Source organism: Bradyrhizobium arachidis (assembly GCF_024758505.1).
Lineage (GTDB): Bacteria > Pseudomonadota > Alphaproteobacteria > Rhizobiales > Xanthobacteraceae > Bradyrhizobium > Bradyrhizobium manausense_C.
In genome coordinates this window covers 5116929-5143171 of the sequence record NZ_CP077970.1, presented here as the reverse complement: position 1 = coordinate 5143171, position 26243 = coordinate 5116929, and the positions used below count along the sequence as shown (strand labels likewise).

Annotated in this window: 23 protein-coding genes and 1 pseudogene; 14 read left to right on the top strand and 10 right to left on the bottom strand. The window is 63.7% G+C overall.

All coding sequences use genetic code 11. The features are described 5' to 3' along the window. Positions 1–103: 103 nt before the first annotated feature. From KUF59_RS23820 to tyrS, 3 genes are all read right to left on the bottom strand, one after another. A complete protein-coding gene (locus tag KUF59_RS23820; RefSeq protein ID WP_212459797.1) occupies positions 104–535 on the bottom strand; it encodes a DoxX family protein in 432 nt (143 codons plus the stop codon). Positions 536–739: 204 nt separating this feature from the next. Then, positions 740–2002: an MFS transporter gene (locus KUF59_RS23815; RefSeq protein WP_258767201.1), complete on the bottom strand. Its 1263-nt coding sequence runs from the start codon at positions 2000–2002 to the stop codon at positions 740–742. 57 nt (positions 2003–2059) lie between these two features. Continuing rightward, on the bottom strand, positions 2060–3313 hold the full coding sequence (gene tyrS / locus KUF59_RS23810) for a tyrosine--tRNA ligase (RefSeq protein WP_212459799.1): 1254 nt from the start codon (positions 3311–3313) through the stop codon (positions 2060–2062). A 161-nt stretch (positions 3314–3474) separates the two neighbouring features. Between tyrS and KUF59_RS23805 the strand changes: the two genes are divergently transcribed. After that, complete coding sequence (locus KUF59_RS23805; protein WP_212459800.1) at positions 3475–4578, top strand: anhydro-N-acetylmuramic acid kinase; 1104 nt, start codon at positions 3475–3477, stop codon at positions 4576–4578. Between the two features lie 105 nt (positions 4579–4683). Continuing rightward, entirely contained in the window at positions 4684–5361 is a 678-nt protein-coding gene (locus KUF59_RS23800; protein WP_212459801.1) for a glutathione S-transferase family protein, read from the top strand. A gap of 102 nt (positions 5362–5463) precedes the next feature. Here the strand turns inward: KUF59_RS23800 and KUF59_RS23795 are convergent, their stop codons facing one another. The 3 genes from KUF59_RS23795 to KUF59_RS23785 form a co-directional block, all read right to left on the bottom strand. After that, complete coding sequence (locus KUF59_RS23795) at positions 5464–5976, bottom strand: DUF1697 domain-containing protein (RefSeq protein ID WP_212459802.1); 513 nt, start codon at positions 5974–5976, stop codon at positions 5464–5466. Positions 5977–5985: 9 nt separating this feature from the next. After that, positions 5986–6633 (bottom strand): alpha/beta hydrolase, encoded by a 648-nt coding sequence (locus tag KUF59_RS23790; RefSeq protein WP_140976459.1) that lies wholly within the window; start codon positions 6631–6633, stop codon positions 5986–5988. Between the two features lie 333 nt (positions 6634–6966). After that, positions 6967–7923 (bottom strand): LytTR family DNA-binding domain-containing protein, encoded by a 957-nt coding sequence (locus KUF59_RS23785; RefSeq protein WP_212459949.1) that lies wholly within the window; start codon positions 7921–7923, stop codon positions 6967–6969. A 44-nt stretch (positions 7924–7967) separates the two neighbouring features. On the opposite strand from KUF59_RS23785, the gene KUF59_RS23780 reads away from it, so the two are divergent. From KUF59_RS23780 to KUF59_RS23740, 9 genes and pseudogenes are all read left to right on the top strand, one after another. Next, the gene (locus KUF59_RS23780; RefSeq protein WP_212459803.1) at positions 7968–9161 is read left to right on the top strand and encodes an acyltransferase family protein; all 1194 of its coding nucleotides are present in this window, start codon (positions 7968–7970) and stop codon (positions 9159–9161) included. Between the two features lie 51 nt (positions 9162–9212). Then, on the top strand, positions 9213–10352 hold the full coding sequence (locus tag KUF59_RS23775) for a cysteine desulfurase family protein (RefSeq protein ID WP_212459804.1): 1140 nt from the start codon (positions 9213–9215) through the stop codon (positions 10350–10352). Positions 10353–10465: 113 nt separating this feature from the next. Next, complete coding sequence (gene sufB, locus KUF59_RS23770) at positions 10466–11962, top strand: Fe-S cluster assembly protein SufB (protein ID WP_212459805.1); 1497 nt, start codon at positions 10466–10468, stop codon at positions 11960–11962. A 62-nt stretch (positions 11963–12024) separates the two neighbouring features. Then, on the top strand, positions 12025–12777 hold the full coding sequence (gene sufC / locus KUF59_RS23765) for a Fe-S cluster assembly ATPase SufC (protein WP_212459806.1): 753 nt from the start codon (positions 12025–12027) through the stop codon (positions 12775–12777). 12 nt (positions 12778–12789) lie between these two features. Next, the gene (sufD, locus tag KUF59_RS23760) at positions 12790–14097 is read left to right on the top strand and encodes a Fe-S cluster assembly protein SufD (RefSeq protein WP_258767200.1); all 1308 of its coding nucleotides are present in this window, start codon (positions 12790–12792) and stop codon (positions 14095–14097) included. Beyond that, positions 14094–15341 carry a cysteine desulfurase gene (locus KUF59_RS23755; protein WP_212459808.1) on the top strand — a complete coding sequence of 416 codons (1248 nt, stop codon included), beginning with the start codon at positions 14094–14096 and terminating at the stop codon, positions 15339–15341. The genes sufD and KUF59_RS23755 overlap by 4 nt, the downstream gene beginning before the upstream one ends. Continuing rightward, positions 15338–15709, top strand: coding sequence for an SUF system Fe-S cluster assembly protein (locus KUF59_RS23750; protein WP_212459809.1), 372 nt, complete (start codon positions 15338–15340; stop codon positions 15707–15709). Before KUF59_RS23755 ends, KUF59_RS23750 begins: the two co-directional genes overlap by 4 nt. A gap of 72 nt (positions 15710–15781) precedes the next feature. Next, positions 15782–16177 (top strand): HesB/IscA family protein, encoded by a 396-nt coding sequence (locus tag KUF59_RS23745; protein ID WP_212459810.1) that lies wholly within the window; start codon positions 15782–15784, stop codon positions 16175–16177. Positions 16178–16354: 177 nt separating this feature from the next. Further along, a pseudogene (locus KUF59_RS23740) lies at positions 16355–16780 on the top strand (TfoX/Sxy family protein); the annotation flags it as partial. A 132-nt stretch (positions 16781–16912) separates the two neighbouring features. Here the strand turns inward: KUF59_RS23740 and KUF59_RS23735 are convergent. The 3 genes from KUF59_RS23735 to KUF59_RS23725 form a co-directional block, all read right to left on the bottom strand. Beyond that, positions 16913–17980, bottom strand: coding sequence for a GGDEF domain-containing protein (locus KUF59_RS23735; RefSeq protein WP_212459812.1), 1068 nt, complete (start codon positions 17978–17980; stop codon positions 16913–16915). Between the two features lie 221 nt (positions 17981–18201). Beyond that, positions 18202–19794 (bottom strand): DEAD/DEAH box helicase, encoded by a 1593-nt coding sequence (locus KUF59_RS23730; protein ID WP_212459813.1) that lies wholly within the window; start codon positions 19792–19794, stop codon positions 18202–18204. Between the two features lie 375 nt (positions 19795–20169). Then, positions 20170–21126: a helix-turn-helix transcriptional regulator gene (locus tag KUF59_RS23725; RefSeq protein WP_212459814.1), complete on the bottom strand. Its 957-nt coding sequence runs from the start codon at positions 21124–21126 to the stop codon at positions 20170–20172. A 190-nt stretch (positions 21127–21316) separates the two neighbouring features. Here KUF59_RS23725 and KUF59_RS23720 point away from each other — a divergent pair, with 190 nt between their 5' ends. The 3 genes from KUF59_RS23720 to KUF59_RS23710 all read left to right on the top strand — a co-directional run bounded on the left by KUF59_RS23720 (position 21317) and on the right by KUF59_RS23710 (position 25388). Next, positions 21317–22882, top strand: coding sequence for a caspase family protein (locus KUF59_RS23720; RefSeq protein ID WP_408918030.1), 1566 nt, complete (start codon positions 21317–21319; stop codon positions 22880–22882). Positions 22883–23166: 284 nt separating this feature from the next. Then, positions 23167–24426 (top strand): FAD-dependent oxidoreductase, encoded by a 1260-nt coding sequence (locus tag KUF59_RS23715; protein WP_212459815.1) that lies wholly within the window; start codon positions 23167–23169, stop codon positions 24424–24426. A 191-nt stretch (positions 24427–24617) separates the two neighbouring features. Continuing rightward, entirely contained in the window at positions 24618–25388 is a 771-nt protein-coding gene (locus tag KUF59_RS23710) for an outer membrane protein (protein ID WP_212459816.1), read from the top strand. 111 nt (positions 25389–25499) lie between these two features. On the opposite strand, the gene KUF59_RS23705 is transcribed toward KUF59_RS23710, so the two are convergent. Further along, the gene (locus tag KUF59_RS23705) at positions 25500–26237 is read right to left on the bottom strand and encodes an outer membrane protein (RefSeq protein ID WP_212459817.1); all 738 of its coding nucleotides are present in this window, start codon (positions 26235–26237) and stop codon (positions 25500–25502) included. Positions 26238–26243 lie beyond the last annotated feature (6 nt).

Genomic DNA, 26243 nt, shown 5'->3' with positions numbered 1-26243 from the left:
TGCTGCTGGCCGCAGCACTGGCCGTGATCTGGAACGTGCTGGGAACAAAATAAAACGGCGCCAGCGCAGTGCGCCGGCGCCGTCTCAAGTCGTTTGCGCAGATTTAGCGTCCTGCCAGGGCGCCGCTCGGCTCGCCGCTTTCCTTGCGGACCAACGCATCGACGCTGATCGGGCCACCGCCGGCTGCCGAGAGATAGAGACAGGCGAAGCAGAACAGGATCGCCGCGGTGCCGCCGTTTAGCAGCGGCAAGAACACCGGCGAGCCGCTCTTGAACATGTGGCCCATGAAGTAGGCGAACGCCATTTCGCCTGACAGCACGAAGGCCGAGATCCGCGTGAACAGGCCGATCATCAGTGCGGCGCCGAGCACGAGCTCGAGTGCGCCCGCCGTCCAGATCAGCGGCGGAATGTCGGCGAAGTAGGGGACCACAGGAAACTTGAAGATTTTTGCGATGCCGTACTGGAGCAGCAGCAGACCCGTGATGAAGCGAAACAGGCTCAACAGAGCCGGCTGAAAGCGAGAGAGAGAGATCATGATTAGCGCCCTTCCATCCAATTCCCGTTGCGACTTGAATCGCATTCGGTTCCACCCTGCAAGTCGCACGTTGTGATTTCGCGCTGACTTTTTCGTCATGTAGGGCAAAACACTGCAGCTTCGGCGTTAGGCCTCGCTGGTCGCAGATTTCGTCTCCGTAATTTTCCGGGTTACGGCCAGGGTTGCAGGTAACCTCCAGTACACCTAGCGCCGCAACGCGGGCACGACCAGGAACGGGATCATGCCGAGCACGACGCTCGCAAGTGCGAAGGCGAGCAGCAGATTGTAGCCGCCCGTCGCGTCATGGATCAGGCCGCCGGCCCATGAGCCGAACGCCGAACCCAAACCGCTGCCGATCGAAATGGTTCCGTAGATCGTGCCGACCCGCTTACCCCTGAAGATCTTCATCGCGGTTGCGGAGATCAAAGGCCCTCGCGAGCCCATCATGCTGCCGAAGCAAACGACGAAGCCGGTGAGCAGAATCGTGTTCGGCCCATATTGCAGCAGCCAGAGCAGGAAGATGCCGAGGATCGAGATCGCGTAGCTGAGCAGCACCGACGGCCGGCGACCGATCACGCCGTCGAGCGCGGACACCCCTAACATGCCGAACACCAGCACCACGCCGGAAAAGCCCCAGGCGGTCGCGGCCTGCAACGGCGGAAAGCCCGCATCGATCAGATAGGCGACGATCTGGGCGGCGATCGCGTACATGCCGACGGCGGTGAAGAAGAAGGTCGAGAACAGTGCCCAGAACGCGTGATGGCGCGTTGCGCGGGCGAGCGTCCAGCCGTCGTCGACGACATCGGGACCGGTCTTCTTCACGATATGCGGCGAGCCCGACGCGAACATCCGCCACGGCAGCAAGAGCAGCGGGAAGAGCAGGCCGAGCGCGGCGAAGCCGAAGATCTGGTAGGTGCTGCGCCAGCCGACATGGTCGATCAGGATCTGCGAGACCGGCAACAGCGCGAGCACGCCGCCACCCATCGCCGAATAGACCACCGACATCGCGGTCGGTAGGCGTGGGCCGAACCAGCGGCCGAGCAGGATCGAGTTCGGCACGATGCCGATGAAGGCGACGCCGATGCCGACGCAAAGGCCGATCGAGAGCTGGAGCTGCCAGAGATGCTGTGCGTGCGCCGCGATCAGGAAGGCGGCGCCGAGCAGCAACAGCCCAAGCGCGTAGACTGAGCGCGGTCCGGAGTGATCGAACAGGCGTCCGACGAACGGCGCGGTGAGGCCGCTTGCGAGCCAGGTCAGCGAATAGACCGAGACGATCTGCGCGCGATCCCAGCCAAAACTTTCCGAGATCGGCTTCAGGAACACGGTAAAGCTATCGCCGAGCCCGCGGCCGAGCAACGACAGCGTGAAGCAGAGCGCGAGCACGACGAGGGCCACGCGCACCGGCTCGCGCGCTCTTGCTTCCTTGACGTTTTCCTTGACGCTTTCCTTGGGCGTGTTCTGGTCCATTGCCCGTCAGGGAGCGCGCTTCCGCGAGCCCTGGCAAGCAGTGAAAAGCGAATACGCCTATGCAGGCTTGAGGAGGACGTGCCGCTTCTTGCCGAGCGAGAGTTTTATCAGGCCTTCCGGCGTGAGCATTGCCGGCGTCAGCGTCATCTTCTCGTCGGTGACGGACACGTCATTCACGCGCAGGCCGCCGCCCTTGATCTGGCGCCGTGCCTCGCCGTTCGAGGCGACGAGTCCGGCCTTGACGAAGGCGTTGAGTACGCCGACGCCGGCGTCGAGTTCGCCACGCGGAATTTCGACCGTCGGCAGGCTCTCGGCCAGCGCGCCTTCCTCAAAGGTCCGCCGCGCGGTTTCCGCGGCTTCGTTCGCGGCGTCGCGGCCGTGCAGCAGCGCGGTTGCTTCCGTCGCCAGCACCTTCTTGGCCTCGTTGATCTCCGAGCCAGCGAGCGCCTCGAGCTTTGCGATCTCGCTGATCGGCAGCGTCGTGAACAGCTTCAGGAACTTGCCGACGTCGGCATCCTCGGTGTTGCGCCAGTACTGCCAGAAGTCATAGGGCGAGAACTGGTCGGAATTCAGCCAGACCGCGCCCTGCGCCGTCTTGCCCATCTTGGCGCCCGAGGCCGTCGTGAGCAGCGGCGTGGTCAGCGCAAAAAGCTGCGGCGTCCCCATGCGGCGGCCGAGATCGACGCCCATGATGATGTTGCCCCACTGGTCGGAGCCGCCCATCTGCAAGCGGCAGCCGACGCGGCGCGACAGCTCGACGTAGTCGTAGGCCTGGCAGATCATGTAGTTGAACTCGATGAAGCTCATCTCCTGCTCGCGCTCGAGGCGCAGGCGCACGGAGTCCATCGTCAGCATGCGGTTGACCGAAAAATGCTTGCCGATGTCGCGCAGCATTTCGATCCAGTTGAGCTTGGTCAGCCATTCCGCATTGTCGAGCATGACGGCGTCGGAGTGCCCGTCGCCATAGCGCAGCACCTTCGAGAACACGCCGCGGATCGAGGCCTTGTTGGCCTCGATCTCGGCGACGGTGCGGATCGCGCGCGTCTCGTCCTTGCCGGAGGGATCGCCGACCATCGTCGTGCCGCCGCCCATCAGCGTGATCGGCTTGTTGCCGCTCTGCTGCAGCCAGTGCAGCATCATCATGGTCAGGTAATTGCCGATATGCAGCGAGGGGGCGGTACAGTCGTAGCCGACATAGGCCGTCGCCTGGCCCTGGGCCGCGAGCGCGTCCAGGCCCTCAAAATCGGAACATTGGTGGATGAACCCCCGTTCCCTCAAGATATTGAGGAAATCAGATTTAAATGCACTCATCTGTCGGCTGGCCTGATCATTCTTATTTTACGGTAATTGCGGCAAGTTGCGGAACCCATGCGGATCGGGCTGCCGCCGCGAGGCGCGCTGTGGCATTATAAGATGTGCTTGTTTGATACAAGCCAGGCGTCGGGGTAGGGAGACGTCGAGGCTTACCTAAGATGATGTTGACTGCGCTCGGTCTGATGAGCGGGACCTCGCTTGACGGGGTCGACGTTGCACTGATCGAAACCGATGGAAAGCAGGTGAAGGCGTTCGGGCCATCCGGCTACCGACCCTACACCCATGCCGAACGCAATCTGCTGCGCCAGGCGCTGACCGAGGCCGTCCATTTGCCGCAACGCGACGCCAGGCCGGGGATATTGGCCGAGGCCGAACGCGCCGTGACGCTCGCCCATGCCGAGGCGGTCGCCGCCTTCACCGCGCAGAACCGGATGGTGCCGGAGGAGATCGACATCGTCGGCTTTCACGGCCAGACCGTGCTGCACCGCCCCGAACGGCGCCTGACGGTGCAGATCGGCGACGCCCCGGCGCTGGCAAAACTGATCCATATTCCCGTGATGCACGATTTCCGCGCCGCCGACGTCGAGGCCGGCGGGCAGGGAGCGCCCTTCGTGCCGGTCTATCATCGCGCGCTGGCGCAATCGTTGGATCGGGACGGCCCGATCGTCGTCGTCAACATCGGCGGCGTCTCCAACATCACCTATATCGATGGCAATGACGCGCTGATCGCCTGCGATACTGGGCCCGGCAACGCGCTGCTCGACGACTTCATGTTTCGGACCATGAACCAGGCGTTCGACAGCGAGGGCAAGTTTGCAGCGCTCGGCAAGGTCAACGAGGCCTGGGTCGCCCGTGCGCTGGCGCTGCCGTTCTTCGCGCTGCCGCCGCCGAAATCGCTCGACCGCAATGATTTTGCCGCGCTCAAGCTCGGCGACGTCGCGCCCGCCGACGGCGCTGCGACCCTGACCGCCTGCACGGCCGCCGCGATCGCCCGCGTCATCTCGCTGCTGCCAAAGCGGCCACGGAGCTGGATCGTCTGCGGCGGCGGCGCCCGCAACCTCACCATGCTCCGGATGCTGCGCGAGCGGGTGTCTCCGGCCTCGGTGGAGGCGGCGGACACGCTGGGCTGGTCGTCCGATGCCCTCGAAGCCCAGGCGTTCGGCTTCCTGGCCGCCCGCGGCCTGAAGGGGCTGCCGCTGTCCTATCCGGCAACCACGGGGGTGCCGATGCCCATGACCGGCGGGGTGATCGCTCGGCCTTGAAAAACCCCGATCACGGCTGGTTGATGCAGATGCATCGATCTTGACGGCTTCATGCAGATGCATCTATATTGATGCAGTTGCATCTAACCTGTCGGGATCCCAGCCATGGCCGCGTCGCTCAAACTGATCAGTCACAAGCTTTGCCCCTATGTGCAGCGCGCAGTGATCGCGTTGACCGAGAAGGGCGTGCCGTTCGAGCGGATCGATATCGATCTCGCCAACAAGCCGGACTGGTTCCTGAAAATCTCGCCGCTCGGCAAGGTGCCGGTGCTTGTCGTGACGACGGAGCAGGGCGAGGTCGCGCTGTTCGAGAGCAACGTGATCTGCGAGTACATCGAGGAGACGCAAGGCGGCGTGAAGCTGCATCCCAACGACCCACTGAAGCGCGCCGAGCACCGCGCCTGGATGGAGTTCGGCTCGGCGATCCTCGGCGATCTCTGGGGCCTGGAAACCACGACCGACGCTGCCACCTTCGAGAGCAAGCGGCAGGCGATTATCGCCAAGTTCACGCGTGTCGAGGCCGCCCTCGGTGCGGGCCCGTTCTTCGCCGGCCAATCGTTCAGCCTGGTCGACGCCGTCTTCGCGCCTATCTTCCGCTATTTCGATGTGTTTGACGAAGTGACCGAGCTCGGCATCTTCCGCGACCTGTCGAAGGTGAGGGCATGGCGGGCCGAGCTTGCGAAGCGCCCGAGCGTGAAGACGGCCGTCGGCGCCGACTATCCGCAATTGCTGCGCGCGTTCCTCGTGCGCCACGACGCGCATCTGTTGAAGCTCGCGGCATGACAGAGTTGGCGTCTGCTGTAGTCGCGGAGAGATGGTGGGCACGCAGCGCCTTCGCTCTTCGAGCTACGGCTTCGCTTTGCCCACCCTACGAAATCTGAAGCCTCACAGCTCGGCCGCCATCTTTGCGAGCGTCGCGATCGTGTTCATGTTGCGTGCAGTGCCGGACTTGGCCGCTGGTATCACGAGCTTTGACGTGCCCATGCCGTCGCCGTAGTGGACGTAGATCTCGCGACGGCCGAGACGTACTTCCTCGTCCTTCTGGCCGCGCAGACCTGTAAGCGTGTCCGCCGGCGGCGCCTTGTCGAGGAAGATCGCCACCGTGCGGTTGGGCGCGGCTTTCGGGAACGGATTGTCGGCGAGCACCTTTGCCATTTCGGCAGCGCTGCGCACGAGCACGCCGACCGGCGCGCCGGCATAAGCGTGCAGGCGCTTCTCCAGCGCGGTCTTGATGGCGGCTTCGGACTTGCGGCTGGTGAAGACCACATTGCCGCTGGCGATGTAGGTGCGCACGGCGGCAAAGCCGAGCTCTTCGCACATCGCCTTCAACTCGGTCATCGGCAGTTTGCCGGTGCCTCCGACATTGACGGCTCGCAGCAAGGCTACGAACGCGCCCATGAGCGGCCCTTACCGCACGTTGGCGAGGCGCATGTCGAGATAGGCCGTGATGGTCTCCATCAGCGGCTCGAGCTTGCTATCGAAGAAGTGGTTGGCGCCGGGGATGACCTGCTGGTCGATCACGATGCCCTTCTGCGTCTTCAACTTCTCGACCAGCGTGTTGACGTCCTTCGGGGGCACCACCGCGTCCTTCTCGCCATGTACGATGAGCCCAGAGGACGGGCAGGGCGCAAGGAACGAGAAGTCGTAGAGGTTCGCCGGCGGCGCGATCGAGATAAAGCCTTCGACCTCGGGACGGCGCATCAGAAGCTGCATGCCGATCCAGGCGCCGAAGGAGAAGCCGGCGACCCAGCACGCGCGCGCCTCGGGATTGATGGTCTGCGCCCAGTCGAGTGCTGCGGCCGCATCGGACAATTCGCCGGTGCCGTGATCGAACGAACCCTGGCTGCGGCCGACGCCACGGAAATTGAAGCGCAGCACCGAGAAGCCGCGATGCGCAAAGGCGTAGTAGCACTGGTACACGATCTGATGATTCATCGTGCCGTGAAACTGCGGATGCGGATGCAGGATCATCGCGATCGGCGCGTTCTTCTGCTTGGCCGGGTGGTAGCGACCTTCGAGACGGCCAGCAGGGCCGGCAAAAATGACTTCAGGCATGGATGGTCTCTGGATTGATCCCTTGAAGATGATCCTCGGTAATCAATCGATTGTTCGGGCCTCGTCGGCTCGCGTGCCGATGAAGCGAATGAAGGGGGAGAGGGCGCGCCTCGCGGTGATGCGCTGAGAGCGCGCGGTGAACTGACGCGCGCGTTCTAACATGAGGCGAGGGTCAAAAAGCAAGCATCTTGAACATCGCCCAATGAGTTCAAGAGGTTAGCCCGTCACCATCGCGTCGCAATCCGAACGACGGCAGGTTCGTCGGGCCCGGCAGTGCGCGCAACCGATTGAAATCACGATGATTTAGCGGAGATGCCAAGGCGCCGGCCCGATTCACGCTGATGTCGTGCGATCCCCGAACGCGGTCACCGAGGACCGGTAGCGCCGGCTGCCTCCCAGTGTCTGCCCGTTGTCGAAGGTGAGCTCGAAATCGCCTGACGGGTTGAGGTCCACGCCCGCCACGCGATCGAGATTGGCAAGTTTGGTCCGGTGAACGCGAACAATGTGGAAGCGGGCCAGCTCGGCTTCAGCCGTCGCCAGCGTCCCGCGGATGAGGTGCTGGGTGCCGTCGGTGAGGCGGTATTCGATGTAATTGCCGGCGGAGGCGACCCACAGGATGTCGCGCGGTGCGACGCGAATGCGGCTTGCGCCGTCCCGGAGCCAGATCAGGTCGGGAAGCGGAGACGGCCCGGCCGTCGCGGAGGGGGTGACTATTGCAGCCCTCTTCAGTTCACGCCGGCTTTCGAGCAGCCAAAGCGTGCCGCCGATCAGGAGGACGGCCACGGCATCCTTGCGAAACTCGTACAGAACCGTCGCAAGCGAGAAACGGAAGTCGTAGGCGCCCCCGGCGAGCCAGAGCACGAGCTTCCGGATCCAGACCATGCCGGTGATGTGGAGGGCCGAGAAGCCGAGCAGGGCGGCCACGCCAATCCCGGCCCGCAGGACGAGGCTGGGTGCGCGGCGCATGCGCCTGATGGCGAGCACCAGGATCGGCAGCAGCAGCAGGATGACGGCGATGCTCGACGCCTCCCAGAACAGCCGCCGGCCGATGTCGGAACTGTCGCCGCGCCAGGCGGCGTCCTGAGCGCCGGAGAGTGCATTCACGATTCCGATTGCCAGCGCGACAGCCGCGATCGCGCCGAAAATCGTCCAGTCGCCACTGGTCCCCAAAAGTCCGCCGCTCGTCCCAGGGCTGGTCCCCAGGCGCGGCGGCTCATCCCCTCGCTCCCGGTCCTGGTCCCAAACCGGCTCGACGCGCTCGGTTTGTGGGGCATTTTCGGTGTCAGCCATGGCCAAAGAACCGTGCTTGGCGTCCCGTCAAGGAGCAGAAAACCATGTCAACACCGCAGCAACTCCCGGCCTCGGAACGGCGCATCGATCTCGACTGGGTGAGGATTTTAGCCTTCGGGCTGCTGATCTTCTACCACGTCGGCATGCTCTACGTGTCCTGGGGATTTCACATCAAGAGCGTGCACCGCCTGACCTGGCTCGAGCCCTTGATGCTGGTCCTCAATCCCTGGCGGCTGTCGCTGTTGTTCCTGGTTTCGGGCGTCGCCACCCGCTTCATGCTGCGTAAGTACGACCTCGCCGCCTTCGTGCGCTCGCGCTCGGCGCGGCTCCTGATCCCCCTGGTCTTCGGCATGCTCGTGATCGTGCCGCCGCAGTCCTATCTGCAGATCGTCGAAGCGCTCGGCTATCCCCAAGGGTTCACGGACTTTTACATCAAGCACTATTTGGCGTTCGGCTCGCAATTCTGCCCGAACCCGTGCATCGTGCTGCCGACCTGGAACCATCTCTGGTTCGTGGTCTATCTGTGGGTCTACACGACAGCGCTGGTCGGCGTGCTCTGGCTGTGGCCGGTGCTGGCCGATCGGCTGGGTTTGCGGCTTGGCGCGCTACTCACGGGACCTGGGGTTCTGATCCTGCCGTGCCTGTTGTTCGCGGCCTGGCGGTTGTTCCTGTTCCCGGCCTTCCCATCGACGCATGCGCTGTTCGGCGATTGGTACAACCATGCGGACTTTGCGACGGCGTTTCTGGTCGGATTCCTGCTGGCAAGGGAGGACGGCATCTGGCGCGACATCGAGCGTCAACGCTGGACCGCGCTGGCCGCCGCAGCAATGCTGTTCGTAATGTTTATTCTGGTTCGCGCCGGTCTGTTTGCACCGTCGCCGGCGCTGAGATGGTTCGCGAGTTTGGTCTATGGTTGTTATCAATGGCTCGCCATGGCCGCGGTGCTCGGCTTTGCGCGGCGGCACTTCACGGCCGATGGACCCGTGCGCCGCTACCTGACCGACGCGATCTTTCCCTATTACATCGTGCATCAGACCGCGATCATCGTGATCGCACACGCGCTCCGGGGCAGCGATCTGTCGGCTGCAAGCGAGGCCTCCATTGTGATCGGTGGCACCGCGCTCTCCTGTGTGGTCACCTATGAGGTCGTGCGGCGGATCGCCTGGCTGCGGCCGCTGTTTGGACTGCGGTTGGAGCCGCGCCGCTCGGCCGGAATGGCGCAGCAGCAGCCGGCCTGAAGCGGGCCGCCTTGCGATTGGCCTGATGGCAAAAGGTGCTAAGAGGGCGGCATGCCCAATCGCGTCTATCTCGACTGGAATGCGACCACGCCGCTGCGCCCCGAGGCGCTGATGGCGATGGTTGCGGCCTATGAGCTGGTCGGTAATCCTTCCTCGGTCCATGCCGAGGGCCGGGAGGCGCGGCGGCTGGTCGAGGCGGCGCGGGCGGTCCTGGCAGGCGCAGTCGGCGCCTTGCCACGCAACGTCATTTTCACCTCGGCTGGAACCGAGGCCAATGCGCTGGCGCTGTCGCCGGGCTTGCGGAGCGCCGCCGCTGGTCCGGTGGAGCGGTTGTTGGTGTCGGCCATCGAGCACGCCTCTGTGCTCGCGGGGGGCCGATTCTCCACGGCTGCTGTCAGCCAGATCAAGGTGACGCCCGCCGGGGTCGTCGACCTCCACCATTTGAGGATGCTGCTCGGCTCTGGGCCGCCGGCGCTGGTGTCGGTCATGGCGGCCAACAACGAGACCGGGGCGCTTCAACCGGTTTCTGAAGCAGCCGCGATTGTCCATGAGGCGGGCGGCCTGCTGCACGTCGACGCGATCCAGGCACTTGGAAAAATTCCATTCGATATCAAGGCGGTAGGCGCCGATCTTGCGACCTTCTCTGCGCACAAGATCGGCGGTCCCAAGGGGATTGGCGCGCTGGTCTTCGCGGAGGGTGTTGCGGGGCTGGAGCCGCAGCTCAGGGGCGGCGGCCAGGAACTCGGCCGTCGTGCTGGAACCGAGAATGTCGCGGGCATTGCGGGATTCGGCGCGGCGGTTCGCGTCGGCATTGAGGCTTTGGCGGAGGATGCGAACAGGCTCGCAAGCCTCCGGATTCGCTTGGAAAACGGCTTGCGCGAAACTAAGGGGATAACGGTGTTTTCGGATGCCGTGCAACGGTTGCCAAATACCACTCTGTTCACCGCGCCCGGATTGAAGGCGGAAACCGCTGTCATCGGCTTCGATCTGGAAGGAATTGCGGTGTCCTCCGGGTCGGCCTGTTCCTCCGGAAAAGTCCAACCATCTCATGTGCTTTCGGCCATGGGGCTCGACCCCCAGGCGGCGCAGGGAGCGGTGCGCCTCAGTCTGGGCTGGTCCACGCAGGAGGCGGACATCAATCGGGCCCTGGAGGCTTGGCGAAAGCTTGGTAATACCCTACTTAAGGGTTGAGCGACGAAACACGGCCAGAACGGTTCTAAGGGCGTGCTTTGCGCGAGAAAACATCGTAGAAGTCGTTCGAGTTTGATCCACCGCGGTCCTTGAAACCGCGAGCGGAGGAATGGATGCCAGCCGTACAAGAGACGGTCGAGCGCGTGAAGCGCATCGACGTCGACCAGTATCGTTATGGGTTTGAGACCCTGATCGACTCCGAAAAAGCCCCCAAGGGGCTGTCGGAAGAGATCGTAAAATTCATCTCGCAGAAGAAGAACGAACCCGCCTGGATGCTCCAGTGGCGGCTTGAGGCCTATCGCCGTTGGCTGACCATGACGGAGCCGACCTGGGCGCGCGTCGACTATCCCAAGATCGACTTCCAGGACCTCTATTATTACGCGGCGCCGAAGCCGAAGAAGTCCGTCACCTCGCTCGACGAGATCGATCCCGAAATTCTCAAGACCTACGAGAAGCTCGGCATTCCCCTGCGCGAAGTCGCGATGCTCGAAGGCGTCGAGCCGAAGGTGGGCGAGCAGTCGCCGGCCCAGCGCAAGATCGCGGTCGATGCGGTCTTCGACTCGGTCTCGGTTGCGACCACGTTCAAGGCCGAGCTGAAGAAGGCTGGCGTGATCTTCATGCCGATCTCGGAGGCGATCCGCGAGCATCCCGAGCTGGTGCAGAAGTATCTCGGCTCCGTGGTGCCGACCTCCGACAATTTCTATGCGACGCTGAACTCGGCGGTGTTCTCCGACGGCTCGTTCGTCTACGTGCCGCCGGGCGTGCGCTGCCCGATGGAGTTGTCGACCTATTTCCGCATCAACGAGCGCAACACCGGCCAGTTCGAGCGCACGCTGATCATCGCCGACAAGGGCTCCTACGTCTCCTATCTCGAAGGCTGCACCGCGCCGCAGCGCGACGAGAACCAGTTGCACGCGGCCGTCGTCGAGCTCGTCGCGCATGACGACGCCGAGATCAAATATTCGACGGTGCAGAACTGGTACCCCGGCAATTCGGAAGGCAAGGGCGGCATCTACAATTTCGTCACCAAGCGTGGCGACTGCCGCGGCGCCAACTCGAAAATCTCATGGACCCAGGTTGAAACGGGTTCAGCGATCACCTGGAAGTATCCGAGCTGCATTCTGCGCGGCGACAACTCGCGCGGCGAGTTCTACTCGATCGCGATCTCGAACGGTTTTCAGCAGGTCGATAGCGGCACCAAGATGATCCATCTTGGCAAGAACACGACGAGCCGGATCATCTCCAAGGGTATCGCCGCCGGAAAATCGCAGAACACCTATCGCGGTCTCGTCACCGCGCACCGGAAAGCGACCGGCGCGCGCAACTTCACCGCCTGCGATTCCCTGTTGATCGGCGACAAATGCGGCGCGCACACCGTGCCCTACATCGAAGCCAAGAACTCCTCGGCGACGTTCGAGCACGAGGCGACGACCTCAAAGATCTCCGAGGACGTGCTGTTCTACTGCATCCAGCGTGGCCTCAGCCAGGAAGAAGCCGTCGGCCTCGTCGTCAACGGCTTTGTGAAGGACGTGCTCCAGCAGCTCCCGATGGAGTTCGCGGTGGAAGCGCAGAAGCTGATCTCGATCTCGCTTGAAGGGTCGGTCGGTTAGTCCACCGGCCCTCGCGGCGCGCTTCGGCGCTCCATGCATCATTTGAATAGACTGGAACCAAAATGCCATTGCTTGAAGTGAAAGACCTGAAAGTCCGTGTCGAGGAGCGCGAGATTCTCCACGGGCTGACGCTGACCGTGAACGAGGGCGAGGTGCACGCGATCATGGGGCCGAACGGCTCCGGCAAGTCGACGCTGTCGCATGTCATCGCCGGCAAGCCCGGCTATGAGGTCACCGACGGCCAGATCCTGTTTAGGGGTGAAGACCTCCTGGAGATGGACCCGGACGAGCGCGCCGCCAAGGGCGTGTTCCTGGCGTTCCAGTACCCGGTGGAAATTCCCGGCGTTGCCACCATGACCTTCCTGCGCACCGCGCTGAATGCGCAGCGCAAGGCGCGCGGCGAGAGTGAATATTCGACGCCGGACTTTCTCAAGAAGGTCCGCGAGGTCGCCAAATCGCTGAACATCCCGCAGGACATGCTCAAGCGCGGCGTCAATGTCGGCTTCTCCGGCGGCGAGAAGAAGCGCAACGAGGTGCTGCAGATGGCACTGTTCGAACCGAGCCTCTGCATCCTCGACGAGATGGATTCCGGCCTCGACATCGACGCGCTGCGCATTGCCGCCGACGGCGTCAACGCGCTGCGCTCGCCGGGGCGCGCGATGGTCGTCATCACCCACTATCAGCGCCTGCTCAACTACATCGTGCCCGACTTCGTGCACGTGATGTCCAGGGGGCGCGTGGTGAAGAGCGGCGGCAAGGATCTGGCGCTGGAGCTGGAAGCGTCCGGCTACACCCAGTTCGAGGACGCCGCGTAAGGGATTTGAGGGATGAACGTTGCTTTGGCCAAGACCGGGAGCAGCCGCGCGGTGAGCGATCTCTTCGCCAGCGCTGAAGGCCGGCTGCCGGGTTCGCCTGCGATATCTGCGGCGCGCCGCCAGGCCTTTGAGACCTATGAGCGTCTCGGCCTGCCGCACCGCCGGATCGAGGAGTGGAAATACACCGATCTGCGCGCGCTGGTCGGCGAGGTGCTGCCGCTGGCGGCAGCGCCCGATGCCTCGGCGCTGTCGAAGGCTGCCGACGCGGTGAAGGCTCACGCGATAGCAGGCGCCTGCCGGCTGGTGCTGGTCGATGGCGTCTTCGCGGCCGATCTGTCCGACGTCAAGGCGATCGTCGCCGGGGTCAACCTCAAGACGCTGCGCGAAACGCTGGAGAAGGATGCCGGCGATATTCTTGCGACTGACTCGACCGATGCGGTGATCTCGCTGAACGCGGCGATGGCGACCGACGGTGTCGTGCTTGAGATCGCCGGCGGGGCGCAACTGTCCGCGCCGGTCCAGATCATCCATGTCGCGACCGCGGCTTCGGCCTCGGCGTTCACCCGCTCGCAGGTGCGGATCGGGAAGGGCGCCCGCGCCACCATTATCGAGAGTTTTGTTTCGGCCGGGGCGAAGGCCTACCTGGTCAACGATGCCGTCATCGTCTCGATCGGCGACGACGCAGACGTCGCGCATATCCGCCTGATGGATGATGCGCCTGACGCCGTGAACATCACCTCGCAATTCGTCACCGTTGGCGCCAACACCAAGGTGAACTTCTTCAACATGACGACTGGCGGCGCGGTGAGCCGCCTACAGGGCTTCATTACGTTCGCTGGCGAAGGCAGTGACCTCTCCATCAACGGCGTGAACCTCCTGAAGAAGACAGAGCATGGCGACCTGACTCTGGTCGTCGACCATGCCGTTCCCAATTGCACCAGTCGCGAGATCTTCCGTGCCGTGATCGACGATCGCGCGCATTCGGTGTTCCAGGGCCGCATCATCGTGCGTCCCGACGCGCAGAAGACCGACGGCAAGATGATGACCCGGGCGCTCTTGCTCTCGGATGAAGCCGAGGCCGACAACAAGCCCGAGCTCGAGATCTTCGCCGACGACGTTTCCTGCGGCCACGGCGCCACCGCCGGCGCGCTCGACGACACGCTGCTGTTCTACCTGCGCGCCCGCGGCCTGCCCGAGAAGGACGCCCAGGCGCTCCTGATCCAGGCCTTCGTCGGCGAGGCGATCGAGCAGATCGCCGATGACGATCTGCGTGCGCATGTGGTCGGCGTGGCCGAACGCTGGCTGGAGCGACGGTCATGAGCACGCATCCCGCCGTCCTCAACGGGTCCTACGACGTCGCCCGGGTGCGCCAGGACTTTCCGGCACTCGCCATGCAGGTCTATGGCAAGCCGCTGGTCTATCTCGACAACGCGGCGTCAGCACAAAAACCGTCAGCCGTGCTCGACCGCATGACGCAGGCCTATACGAGCGAATACGCCAACGTGCATCGCGGCCTGCATTACCTCGCCAATGCCGCGACCGAAGCCTATGAGGGCGGCCGCGCCAAGGTGGCGCAGTTCCTCAACGCGCGCCGCACCGAGGAGATCATCTTCACCCGCAACGCGACCGAGGCGATCAACCTCGTGGCGTCGTCCTGGGGCGAGCCCAACATCAAGACGGGCGACGAGATCGTCATCTCGATCATGGAGCACCACTCCAACATCGTGCCCTGGCATTTCCTCAGGGAGCGTCATGGCGCGGTAATCAAGTGGGCGCCGGTCGACGACGAAGGCAATTTCCTGATCGACGAGTTCGAGAAGCTCCTGAGCCCGAAGACCAAGCTGGTCGCGATCACGCAGATGTCGAACGCGCTCGGCACCATCGTGCCCGTGAAGGACGTCGTGAAGATCGCCCACGCCCGCGGCATTCCTGTTCTGGTCGACGGCAGCCAGGGCGCCGTGCACCTCAATATCGACGTGCAGGACATCGACGCCGATTTCTACGTCTTCACCGGCCACAAGCTGTACGGGCCGACCGGCATCGGCGTGCTCTATGCCAAGTACGACCACCTCGTCGCGATGCGTCCCTATAATGGCGGCGGCGAGATGATCCGCGAGGTCTCGCGTGACGTCGTCACCTATGGAGACCCCCCGCACAAGTTCGAGGCCGGCACGCCCGCGATCGTCGAGGCGGTGGGCCTGGGCGCCGCCATCGACTACGTCAATTCGATCGGCAAGGAGCGCATCGCCGCGCACGAGCACGATCTCCTGACCTATGCCCAGGATCGCCTGCGCGAGATCAACTCGCTGCGGCTGATCGGCACCGCGCGCGGCAAGGGCCCGGTGATCTCCTTCGAGCTGAAGGGCGCGCACGCCCACGACGTCGCCACGGTGATCGACCGCCAGGGCATCGCGGTGCGCGCCGGAACGCATTGCGTGATGCCGCTTTTAGAGCGGTTCAACGTCACCGCAACGTGCCGGGCGTCCTTCGGCATGTATAATACGCGGGAAGAAGTCGACCATCTGGTACAGGCGCTGCTGAAGGCGCGGGATCTGTTCGCATGACCGATACGGCCGAAGTCAAAGCCAATCCGATGGAAACGCATTCGGCGCTGCCGCCGGAGGAAACCGAGCGGCTGTCGCGCGAGATCATCGCGGGGCTCAAGACCGTGTTCGATCCCGAAATCCCGGCCGACATCTACGAGCTCGGTCTGATCTACAAGGTCGAGATCAAGGACGACCGCTCCGTCGACGTGTTGATGACGCTGACGACGCCGAACTGCCCGGCTGCCGGCGAATTGCCCACCATGGTCGAGAATGCGGTCGCCAGCGTTCCCGGCGTCGGCGTAGTCGACGTCAAGGTGATCTGGGAACCCGCCTGGACGCCGGAGCGGATGAGCGACGAGGCCCGCCTCGTGCTCAACATGTGGTGAGTGTGGGTGAGACGGGCGTTGGTACTGAACTTGCTGGATTGAATTCACATCCGAACGGACCACATAGATAAGATGACCCAGGTAACATCAGCTCCCGTCAAGCCGAAGCGGCCGCGCCCGCAGGTCATGCGGCTGACTGACGCCGCGGCCCAGCGCATCAGCGAGCTCACCAAGCGCGCCGATTCCGAGATCGTCGGCCTTCGTGTCGGCGTGAAGAACGGCGGCTGCGCGGGCCAGTCCTACACGGTCGAATATGCCCACGACATCCGCCCGACCGACGAGGTCGTCGAGGACAAGGGCGTCAAGATCCTGGTCGATCCCAAGGCTGTGCTGTTCCTGCTCGGCACCGAGATGGACTACAAGGTCGACAAGATGTCGGCGCAGTTCGTCTTCAACAACCCCAACCAGATCTCCGCCTGCGGCTGCGGCGAGTCCGTGGAATTGAAGCCAGCCAAGGTCGACGGTTAGTTCGTCTTACTCCGCTGTCGTCCTGGCGAAGGCCAGGACCCATACCGCGTGATCTCTCGATGGCGGGAGATGTCAGTACCGTGCGCTGTAGTCCAACGGTCAGTCTTCGCAAAACTCCTCCCTGTGGTAATGGGTCCTGGCTTTCGCCAGGACGACGATGGGGAGACAGTTGTGGCCATGGACCGCGAATTCCTGATCGACCTGTTCGCCGATTTCGGCCCCGTCACCATCCGAAAGATGTTTTCCGGCTACGGCATCTCCGCCGACGGTACCAACTTTGCGCTTTCGCTTCGTGCCGGCCTCTATCTCCGCGCCGATGAGGTGACCATCCCCAGCTTCGAGGCCGAGGGCTCAAAACCTTTCCAGTACCAGACCCGCGCCAAGACGGTGACGGTCAATTCCTACTGGCAGTTGCCGGCGCGCCTGTTCGACGATTCCGAGGAGCTTGCGGAGTGGGCGAGGGCAGCACTCGCCGCGGCCCAGCGTGCCAAGGTGAAGAAGCGGCCGAAGAAAACAAAGAAGGCGTAGAAGGTCGTCTCGAAGAAGCAAGCCGCCAAGAAGCGGTCAGCTAAGAAGGCGGTACGTAGGGTGGGCAAAGCGAAGCCATCGCTCGAAGAGCGAAGGCATTGCGTGCCCACCATCTCTCCACGTGCCGCAGATGCGGTGGGCACGCTTCCGTCTCGCTCTTCGAGCGATGCCGGGAGCTTTGCCCACCCTACGGCAGCTGAGGAGACGTCACGCCACCTGGCTGCGTGTCTCGGCGACGTATTCCGGATCGACTTCGCAGATCACGCGGTTGCGGCCGTTGCGCTTGGCGGCGTAGAGGCAGGCATCGGCGCGTTCGATCAGCGAATAGGTGTCGTCGCCCTCCTTGAGCATGGAGACGCCGACCGAAATGGTGACGCGGCCAAGGATCTCGCCGGTCGACTTCTTCTTCAATTCCTTCGCCATGACGGCGCGGCGGATGTGATCGGCAACCGTGAGCGCCTGGCGCAGCGCGGTGTTGGGCAGCACCACCGCGAACTCCTCGCCGCCGTAGCGTGCGGTGATGTCCTGGCCCTTGATCGTCTGCTTCAGCGACAGGCCGACCAGCCGCAGCACCTGGTCGCCGGTGAGATGGCCGTAGGAATCATTGAACGACTTGAAATGGTCGATGTCGAACAGCAGCAGCGACAGCGGCTCGCCGCCGGCGAGCGCGTTCTGCACGGCCATGCCGATCATGCGATCGAAATATTTGCGATTGCCGAGGCCCGTCAGCGGGTCGGTCAGGCTCTCGGCGCGGATCGCCTCGAGGCTCTGCTGGAGATTGCTGATCTCGCTCTTCGACAGCGTCAGGCGGTCTTCCAGCGCCTTGTTGGTCTCGCGCATCTCGCGCGTCGACTTGATCAGCGTCTCCACGATCGCCTTGACCTGCTCGGCGCCCTTGGCCGAGGACAGTTTTTGCGTCGCGCCCGACAGGCTGGCATCGTAGACCGCGGACATGCCGAGCGCATCGCCGAGCAGCTTCATCACGTCGTCGATCTCGCCGATGACGCGCGCGCCGACCTTGTCGATGCGATCGGTGGTCTTGATGTGGGAGAGATAGGTCTCGTAGATCTGCTCGAGATCGGCTTCGGTCAGCTTGCCGTTGCGCGCCAGCGTCTCGTTGATGATCTTGTTGAGGGGGGCATTGTATCCGGTCGCGTAGACGTACCAGATCTCGTAGTTGCGGGGGATTGCAGTCTGCCGGAGCGAGCGAATCTGGCCAAGTGCCACTTCGGCAAACGCCATCGTGCGTTCGTGTTCTTCGAGCGCCTTGACCACTGAACATTCCCCACGGCGGTCAGTTTCACCCGACCGCTGCAATGCTTAAATTATGGCGTCAGGCTAAAGGACGTTTGTGAACGACCAGTAAATATACGGGCCGCGGCCGTTCACAAAGCATGATCCGGAAAACTGTGCAGCGGTTTTCCCTCGCGACAAACGCCGAACGCGTTTGCGCGGAGATCATGCTCAAACAAAAGGCTAAGGCGCCCTTGCGCGCCTTAGGCCCCTGCGGGCGTACGAACGGGCCGCAGCAGAAACGCCGGAAGATGCGAGTGATCGCCGGGCTCGGTATCGACCGGGCGCTGCGAGCGGCGCGGTTCGGGACGACCGATCGACGGCACGCCCGACGTATCGGCCTGCGGACGCGAACCCCTGCGTCCACCGGACGCTTGCCGGGGCTCGTGGTTGCGCTCGCGCGGCTCGTGGTTACGTTCACGCGGCTCATGATTGCGCTCGCGTGCCTCCTGGCCACGCTGTTCACGCGGTTCGTGGCTGCGCTGCTCACGCGGCTCGCGCGTGCGTTCGCGCGGCTCATGACCACGCTCACGCGATTGCTCACGCGATTCTTGGCTGCGTTCACGATCATGTCCACGCTGCGACCTGCCGCGACCGCCGCGGGAGCGTTCCCGGCCGCCGCGCGCTTCGCGCGGACGCTCGGTCTGCTCGCCGGCTTCGCTGTGGACGTCGAAATCGCCCTCGGCGCGGGGAATGTTCTGACCGATCAGCTTTTCGATCGCGGCCATCGACTTCTGGTCGAGCGGCGTCACGATCGAGATCGCGGTGCCGGTGCGGCCCGCGCGCCCGGTACGGCCGATGCGGTGAACGTAATCGTCGGCATGGTGGGGGACGTCGAAATTGAAGACGTGGCTGACCTCGGGAATGTCGAGGCCGCGCGCTGCGACGTCGGAGGCGACCAGCAGCGGCAGCTCGCCCTTGCGGAACTGATCCAGCGCCGCCATGCGTGCCGGCTGATCCATGTCGCCATGCAATGCGCCGACGCTGAAACCGTGCTTCTGGAGCGATTTGTGAACGATGGCGACTTCGCGCTTGCGATTGCAGAAGATGATCGCGTTCTTGAGATCCTTGGCCTCGCGCAGCAGGCGGCGGAGCAATTCGCGCTTCTCGTGCGCTTCGCGTCCCGCCGGCACCTGGGCTTGCGTGACGGTCACGGCGGTCGTGGCGGGTTTGGAGACCTCGACCTTTTGCGGATTGTGCAGGAAGGCCTCGGTGATGCGCCGGATTTCCGGCGGCATGGTCGCGGTGAAAAACAGGGTCTGCCGCGTGAACGGGACGAGCTTGCAGATGCGCTCGATGTCGGGGATGAAGCCCATGTCCAGCATGCGGTCGGCTTCGTCGATGACGAGCAGTTCGACGCCGGTGAGCAGGAGGCCGCCGCGCTCGGTATGGTCGAGCAGGCGGCCCGGGGTGGCGATCAGCACGTCGACGCCGCGTGTCAGCTTGGCGTCCTGGTCGCCGAACGAGACGCCGCCGATCAGGAGGGCGACGTTGAGTTTCTGGCCGGCGCCGTAGCGGTCAAAATTCTCTTTGACCTGGGCTGCGAGCTCGCGGGTCGGCTCGAGGATCAGCGTGCGCGGCATGCGCGCCCGGGCGCGACCCTTTTCGAGAATGGTGAGCATCGGCAGCACGAAGGCCGCGGTCTTGCCGGTGCCGGTCTGGGCGATGCCGAGGACGTCCTTGCGGGCAAGAACGTGAGGAATCGCCTGTTCCTGGATGGGGGTGGGATTGGTGTAACCGGTGGCCGCCACTGCGGCGAGGACTTTTTCGGATAGTCCGAGATTGGAAAAGGACATTGAGCCTCTGGTCGAAACCGCCGTTCGGAATCGAGGGTAATAAAGGCTGTCGCGTGTCACCCCGAAACGGCGGGCTCTCAAAGAAGCTGGGGGTGCTGACTTACGCGAACAAAGCGCCAAGCTCAGGAATCGCTCTTCGATACCGAGCTGCGTCGCCCCGGAACATAGGGCGGAATCGGCCAAAGTCAATGGAGCGGGCGCGGGAAGACCCTAAAAACCCTAAGGTTTTTGCTCAAATTGCGGGCGACGCAGGGCTTTTCGGGCCTGGAAAGGCCCCAAAGCGTTTTCCGGCGAAGTGGTGTCGGTTCGCCTAAGAAAACGCGTCAAAACATGAATCTAGGGCTTTCCGATCCGATGAAATCGGATCGGAAAGCCCTAGCCGGACACCGCCAGCTGGTTCCGGAAATCGCCCGGCGCCATGCCGAAAGCCGAGTTGAAGGCACGGTAGAACGTCGCCAGGCTCTCGAAGCCGCTGGCAAAGGCGATATCGGCAATCAGCCGCTCCGGCGCCTCGATCAGCAGGCGCCGGCTGTGCTTCAGGCGGGCCTCGGTCACGGTCTGGGAGAAGGTCCGGTCCGCCATCTCGAACAGCATGTGCATGTGGCGGACGGAGACGCCGAGCAGGCCCGCCACCATGGCAGGAGACAGTTCCGGGTTGGGCAGATGCCGCGCGATCAGCCGCCGCGCCAGCGACAGGCGGCCGATCCGCAGCGCGAATTGTCCGCGGCGGCTGTTTTGGTTGACGATGCCGCGCTCGATCAGTGCCAGTTGGGCCAGGGCCTGCACTCGCGGCGCGGCGTGATCCTCAGTGCCGGTGCCCTCGACGAGATCTGTGAAGCAGGATGTCAGCAACGGCGCCAGCGTGCCGTCCGTGAACGTCTTCGCCGGGAGGCTACGGAGCTGCCTTGCCGGTGCAGGGACGTGCGCGGCGGGAATCTTCAGGATGCGCAGGTGGAAGCCGGCATTGCCCAGCGGGGCCGTGCGATAGGGCAGGTCGGTGTGGCTCGTGGCAAAGCAGCCGCTGGCGATGGCAAAATCATCGCCGGGCAGGCCGCCGAACCAGCCGCCGCCGCCGAGCTGCTGATAGATGCAGATGCTGTCGCCCGGCGCGTCAGCGATATCCGCCTCGCTCCGCTCGACGCGGTAAGGTGATGCCCGCAATTCGACGAGACCGGCCTCGCCAACCCGGCGCAGCGAGAACTCGCCGAAGAAGTCCGCCCGCTGCTCGCGCTCCAGTTCGGCCGTGACCCCGAACAGCCCCTTGGAGCGCACCTCGCGCCAATAGTCGAAGCGGTCTTGCGGCTCGACCTCGTCGGTACACCAGGAATACACAGAGAACCTCGATGAACAGCTATCGTGTCAAACACAGAGCAGATTCCGGCCGAACCCGCCAGTTAACAAGATGCGGCAAGGCGCCCCCGAAAGGGACGCCGGGGTGGCTTTTGAACCCCCGATATGGCTCAACCGACTATTCATCAGCGGCGGCAGGACCGCAAAACCCTCCTGCGGCGGGATATCTTCCATGATGCATCGGCTTTCCAGAATCTTGGCGTCACTTGGCGTTGCAGCCGGCCTGCTGGCATCAGCGGTTCCCGCGGAGGCCGCAAAGCGCGTCGCGCTGGTCGTCGGCAACAACGAGTACAGGAATGTCCCAAAGCTGCTGAAGGCCGTGAACGACGCCCGCACCATGGGCGACACGCTGCGCCAGCTCGGCTTCACCGTGATGGTGGCGGAGAACCAGAACCGCCTGCAATTCTCCGAGACGCTGCTCGCCTTCGACAAGGCGATCGAGCCCGGCGACACCGCGTTCTTTTTCTACGCCGGCCACGGTTTTGAGATCGCGGGCCAGAACTATCTGCTGCCGACGGACGTGCCGGCGGCGACCGAGGGCCAGGAGGAGCTGGTGCGCGACTCCTCCATTCTGGCCGACCGTATCGTCGAGCGCCTCCAGAACAAGAAGGCGCGAACCTCGATCCTGGTGTTCGACGCCTGCCGCAACAATCCGTTCGAGCGCACCGGCACGCGCGCGGTCGCCGGCGGCGGCGGACTTGCGCCGATGGTGCAACTGCCCGAAGGCGTGTTCTCGGTCTTCTCGGCAGGTCCCCGCCAGACTGCACTCGATCGCCTGTCGAACGACGACGCCAATCCCAATTCGGTGTTCACGCGCACCTTCGCCAAGGAGCTGCTGCAGCCCGGCGTCAACCTCGTGCAGGTGGCGCAGCACACCCGCAGGACGGTGAGCGAGCTGGCCGACACCGTGAGGCACAAGCAGGTGCCGGTCTATTTCGACCAGATGGTCGACGACGTCTTCCTGAGCGGTACGGCCAAGCCTGGGTCAGACAAGCCTGCGCCAGACAAGATGGCATCGGACACGTCCGTACCGAATGCCAACGCACGGCCGGCCGATGCGCCGATGAAGGTCGCCGCACTGCCGCCGGTTGCGCCGCTGAAGCCACCGAAGGAAGAATCCCTCAACGCGCCGATCGCGATGTTCTCGCGCCACAATGGCGGCTGGACCGTGGTGTTCTCGATCGCCGATCCGACGCTCGGCATTTCCTGGCGCATCGGCGAGAGCGGCGACTTCCGCGAGACCGGTTTCCTCGACACGCTGGACTCGCGCACGCGCAAGCGGATGCCCAATCCCTCGATCGAGCTGCCCTCCGACGCGCAGGCCGCAACGATCCAGGTGCGCTATGTCGACGCCTCCGGCGACATGCAGGGGCCGTTCCCGATCAAGTTCGACCCCGAGGCTGCGCTCGTCCGCGACCAGCGCAAAATCCTCGACATGACCGCCAACAGCTGGCTGTCGTTCCGCCAGTTCAACGGGCTCCTGGTCTACTACACCCATCTGGTGTCGTATCGCTGCGCGATCCGCGAGGTGAAGATCGGCATCGACAGCGCGGTCCCCAATCAGGTCCTCACCATGCCGCCCTGCGACATGCGCGACCCGAGCGCGATCCCCTACAACGCCGCGCTCTACCAGAAGCTCGCGCCATCCACGCAATTCATCTCGGTCGAGTTGACCTATCGCGACGGCAGCGTGTCCGAGATCAAGAGCTTTCGCACGGCCAACCGCAGCAATAATTGATTGTCTTTCAGCCGCGGTCGACGCTCCGCTCGACCCGTCATCCTGAGGTGCGAGTTCTGCGGTGCAAGTGCACCGCAGGGCGAGCCTCGAAGGATGAACGGCCGGGCTGCAGCCGGGCCGCGCATCCTTCGAGGCCTCCGCTACGCTCCGGCACCTCAGGATGACGGGGCAGGCAGTTGCACCCGAGGCTGGAGAAGCGCTGAGCTTTGTCAAATTCGGCCTATGCGTAACGCGAGCCGGCGCTACAATCCTGTTGCGGATCGAAGTGCCAGTGAAACCGGATCATGGATGCAACCAGGTCAGAGCAACAACCCGCCACACGCTCCGTAAAAGTCCGTTGCTGCATCGTCGGCGGCGGGCCGGCCGGCATGATGCTCGGCTATCTCCTCGGACGCGCCGGCATCGACGTCGTGGTGCTGGAGAAGCACGCCGACTTCTTCCGCGACTTTCGCGGCGATACCGTGCATCCCTCGACGCTTCAGGTGATGGACGAGCTCGGCCTGATCGACGGCTTCCTCAAGCTGCCGCATCAGCGCCTGCAGAAGATGGACGGCATGTTCGGCGGGACGCCGGTGCGGATCGCCGATCTCGCCCGGCTCGACACAAAGTACCCGTTCATCGCCTTCATGCCGCAATGGGACTTTTTGAATTTCCTGCGCGAACAGGGCCAGCGTTTTCCCTCGCTCAAGGTCATGATGAGCACGGAGGCCGTCGACCTGCTCCGCCGCGGCGATACGATTGCCGGCGTGCGAGCCAACACGCCGGACGGGCCCATCGACATCGAAGCCGATCTCACCATCGCCTGCGACGGCCGTCACTCGACGGTGCGCGCGCGGGCCGGCCTTGAGGTCGAGGAGATCGGTGCGCCGATGGACGTGCTGTGGTTTCGCGCCGCGCGCAAGGGCGACGAGACCGAGAACGTGTTCGCCCGCGTCGAGCCGGGCAAGATGATGATCACCTTCGATCGCGGCGATTACTGGCAATGCGCCTATGTCATCGCCAAGGGGCAATACGAGACCTTGAAGGCGAGGGGGCTTCAATCCTTGCTCGACGACGTCGTCCGCATGGCGCCGATCCTCAAATCCGGGATCACTGACGTCAAGAGCTGGGACGACGTCAAGCTGCTGACCGTTGCGATCAATCGCCTGAAGCGTTGGACGCGGCCGGGGCTCTTGTGCATCGGCGATGCCGCGCACGCGATGTCGCCGGTCGGCGGTGTCGGCGTCAATCTCGCCGTGCAGGATGCGGTCGCGACCGCCAATTTGCTCAGCGACAAGATCCGGAACGGCTGTCCATCCGAAGACGAGCTCGATGCCGTGCGGCGCCGCCGCGAATTTCCGGTGAAGATGACGCAGCGCATGCAAATGGTCGTACAGAACAACATCATCAGCGGCGCGCTCAGGCACGGCAACGAACCGCTCAAGGTGCCGCTGATCGTGCGCCTGATCACCGCGCTGCCCTGGCTGCAGGGAATCCCTGCGCGCTTCATTGCGCTCGGCGTGCGGCCGGAGCACGTGCATTCGCCGGTCGCCAAGGCTTCGTAATACGGCGACGTAAACGCAGCAATTCGGTAGGGATAACGGCGCGTTAAGTTCGCGCTGAACGTTGCTTGCGAGCAACAGCGCGAACGGATTCGAAGCGCGCTTGCCGTCGATCCCGCGGCTTAACTTTCTTGATTCCAATTTTAGTAAGAACTGTCTGTGAGCGTGCGCCCATCAAAGAAACGGGGTGTACTATGCGTTCCAAGTTGATTGCTGCCTTCGCCTGCACGACCGCTCTCGTTACGGCGGGCGCTGCTTCCGCCGCCGATCTCGCGGCGCGGCCTTATGTGAAGGCGCCGGCTTATGCCGAGCCGCTGTTCAACTGGACGGGCTTCTATGTCGGCGGCCATATCGGCGGCGCCTGGACCAATCAGCAGTGGATCAACAGCGCCAACACGACGCTGTTCGGCGATCTCGCGCCCGGCCAGGGCTATCGTCAGCGCGGCTCCGGCATCATGGGTGGCGCGCAGATCGGCTACAACTGGCAGGCCAACAACTTCGTGTTCGGCCTCGAAGGGACGATCTCGGGGCTCGACAACAAGGGCACGGTGGTGAACACGGCATTCGGTGCCGGTGACGACGTGTTCAGCTGGCGCACCAACGTGCTGGCGACGATCGTCGGTCGCGCCGGCTTCGCCGTGAACAACAACCTGTTCTACGCCAAGGGCGGCTATGCCGGCGCGAACAATCGCCTCTCGGTCGTCGACAATGTTCCGGTGACCGGCAATGGCGGTCAGACGCACTGGGCCAACGGCTGGACCGTCGGTGCCGGCTGGGAATACGGCATCACCCCTAACTGGATCGTCGGCGTCGAGTACAACTACGCCGCTTTCGTCAACCAGACCTACCAGCTCGCCGGCACGGCGGCAGGTACCTACGCGTTCGACGCAAAGCCCCGCGACATTCAGTGGGCTGTGGTCCGCGCGAGCTACAAGTTCGGCTCGCCCGTCGTCGCGCGTTACTGAGTGTGTCAACGAACGACCAAGCAGCTACAAAAGACGATCACTGCCCAAATTCAAAAGCCCCGGCTTGGCCGGGGCTTCTTTTTTGAAAAGCTTGTGATCAGTACGTCGCGGCTACCGTCCGCCCCAATTGAAGCGGTAGACCAGCTCGCTGCGCACGCTGTGCTCACGAAACTTGTTGGTCTGGGCGAGGCCGGTCGGAATGGTAGAAACGATGTCGACGTCCGCGCGGTCGAACTCCGAATAGCGATACTCGGTCTTCCAGAACATGCCGGGAATGAAGCTCAGGGCATATTCGTCACCGGAGCCAATGAACCAGCCACCCCTGGTGAAGCCGCTAGTCGAGAAAGGCGCGCCCAGGAAGGCGTTGTAGTCTGTCGACTTCCAATGGGCCTGCGTGTAGCCACCGGAGAAATAGGTAAGCAGCTGGGGCAGAACCAGATAGCCGACGCGACCACCGACCGCCCATTGCGAATCCTGCTTCCGCGTTCCCGTGAGGAAACCAACCGCCGTGGTGTCGCCGGACACGTCCATGACATCGTAGTCGCCGAACAGGCCGACGACGAAATTGTTGACCTGATAGTCGCAGCCGGCGCCCACTGTGGCGAACCAGCCGCTCGCGCCAGCCGTCGAATTTCCAAGCAGCGAAACACCAGTCGTGGTGTTGTACTCGTTGTGATCGTTTCTGGTGTAGGCGCCGCCGCCGCCGCCGGCGACATAGCAGCCGGTCCAGTTGGCGACCGGGGCGGCAGCAACCGGAGCCTTGGTGTAGGGCCGTGCCCCTAGATCAGCCGCCGATGCGGAGCCGGTCATTGCGGCCACTGCGGTGAGTGCAAACAGGTATTTCTTCATTCCAAT

Bases quoted from the DNA above. Each gene is read 5' to 3' on its own strand.
- KUF59_RS23800 (WP_212459801.1), top strand. From the start codon at position 4,684: ATGGCCGCGTCGCTCAAACTGATCAGTCACAAGCTTTGCCCCTATGTG.
- KUF59_RS23805 (WP_212459800.1), top strand. From the start codon at position 3,475: ATGATGTTGACTGCGCTCGGTCTGATGAGCGGGACCTCGCTTGACGGG.
- KUF59_RS23790 (WP_140976459.1), bottom strand. From the start codon at position 6,633: ATGCCTGAAGTCATTTTTGCCGGCCCTGCTGGCCGTCTCGAAGGTCGC.
- sufD (WP_258767200.1), top strand. From the start codon at position 12,790: ATGAACGTTGCTTTGGCCAAGACCGGGAGCAGCCGCGCGGTGAGCGAT.
- tyrS (WP_212459799.1), bottom strand. From the start codon at position 3,313: ATGAGTGCATTTAAATCTGATTTCCTCAATATCTTGAGGGAACGGGGG.
- sufB (WP_212459805.1), top strand. From the start codon at position 10,466: ATGCCAGCCGTACAAGAGACGGTCGAGCGCGTGAAGCGCATCGACGTC.
- KUF59_RS23730 (WP_212459813.1), bottom strand. From the start codon at position 19,794: ATGTCCTTTTCCAATCTCGGACTATCCGAAAAAGTCCTCGCCGCAGTG.
- KUF59_RS23775 (WP_212459804.1), top strand. From the start codon at position 9,213: ATGCCCAATCGCGTCTATCTCGACTGGAATGCGACCACGCCGCTGCGC.
- KUF59_RS23785 (WP_212459949.1), bottom strand. From the start codon at position 7,923: ATGGCTGACACCGAAAATGCCCCACAAACCGAGCGCGTCGAGCCGGTT.
- KUF59_RS23710 (WP_212459816.1), top strand. From the start codon at position 24,618: ATGCGTTCCAAGTTGATTGCTGCCTTCGCCTGCACGACCGCTCTCGTT.
- KUF59_RS23815 (WP_258767201.1), bottom strand. From the start codon at position 2,002: ATGGACCAGAACACGCCCAAGGAAAGCGTCAAGGAAAACGTCAAGGAA.
- KUF59_RS23795 (WP_212459802.1), bottom strand. From the start codon at position 5,976: ATGGGCGCGTTCGTAGCCTTGCTGCGAGCCGTCAATGTCGGAGGCACC.
- KUF59_RS23745 (WP_212459810.1), top strand. From the start codon at position 15,782: ATGACCCAGGTAACATCAGCTCCCGTCAAGCCGAAGCGGCCGCGCCCG.
- KUF59_RS23755 (WP_212459808.1), top strand. From the start codon at position 14,094: ATGAGCACGCATCCCGCCGTCCTCAACGGGTCCTACGACGTCGCCCGG.
- KUF59_RS23715 (WP_212459815.1), top strand. From the start codon at position 23,167: ATGGATGCAACCAGGTCAGAGCAACAACCCGCCACACGCTCCGTAAAA.
- KUF59_RS23780 (WP_212459803.1), top strand. From the start codon at position 7,968: ATGTCAACACCGCAGCAACTCCCGGCCTCGGAACGGCGCATCGATCTC.
- KUF59_RS23720 (WP_408918030.1), top strand. From the start codon at position 21,317: ATGATGCATCGGCTTTCCAGAATCTTGGCGTCACTTGGCGTTGCAGCC.
- KUF59_RS23820 (WP_212459797.1), bottom strand. From the start codon at position 535: ATGATCTCTCTCTCTCGCTTTCAGCCGGCTCTGTTGAGCCTGTTTCGC.
- KUF59_RS23750 (WP_212459809.1), top strand. From the start codon at position 15,338: ATGACCGATACGGCCGAAGTCAAAGCCAATCCGATGGAAACGCATTCG.
- sufC (WP_212459806.1), top strand. From the start codon at position 12,025: ATGCCATTGCTTGAAGTGAAAGACCTGAAAGTCCGTGTCGAGGAGCGC.
- KUF59_RS23705 (WP_212459817.1), bottom strand. From the start codon at position 26,237: ATGAAGAAATACCTGTTTGCACTCACCGCAGTGGCCGCAATGACCGGC.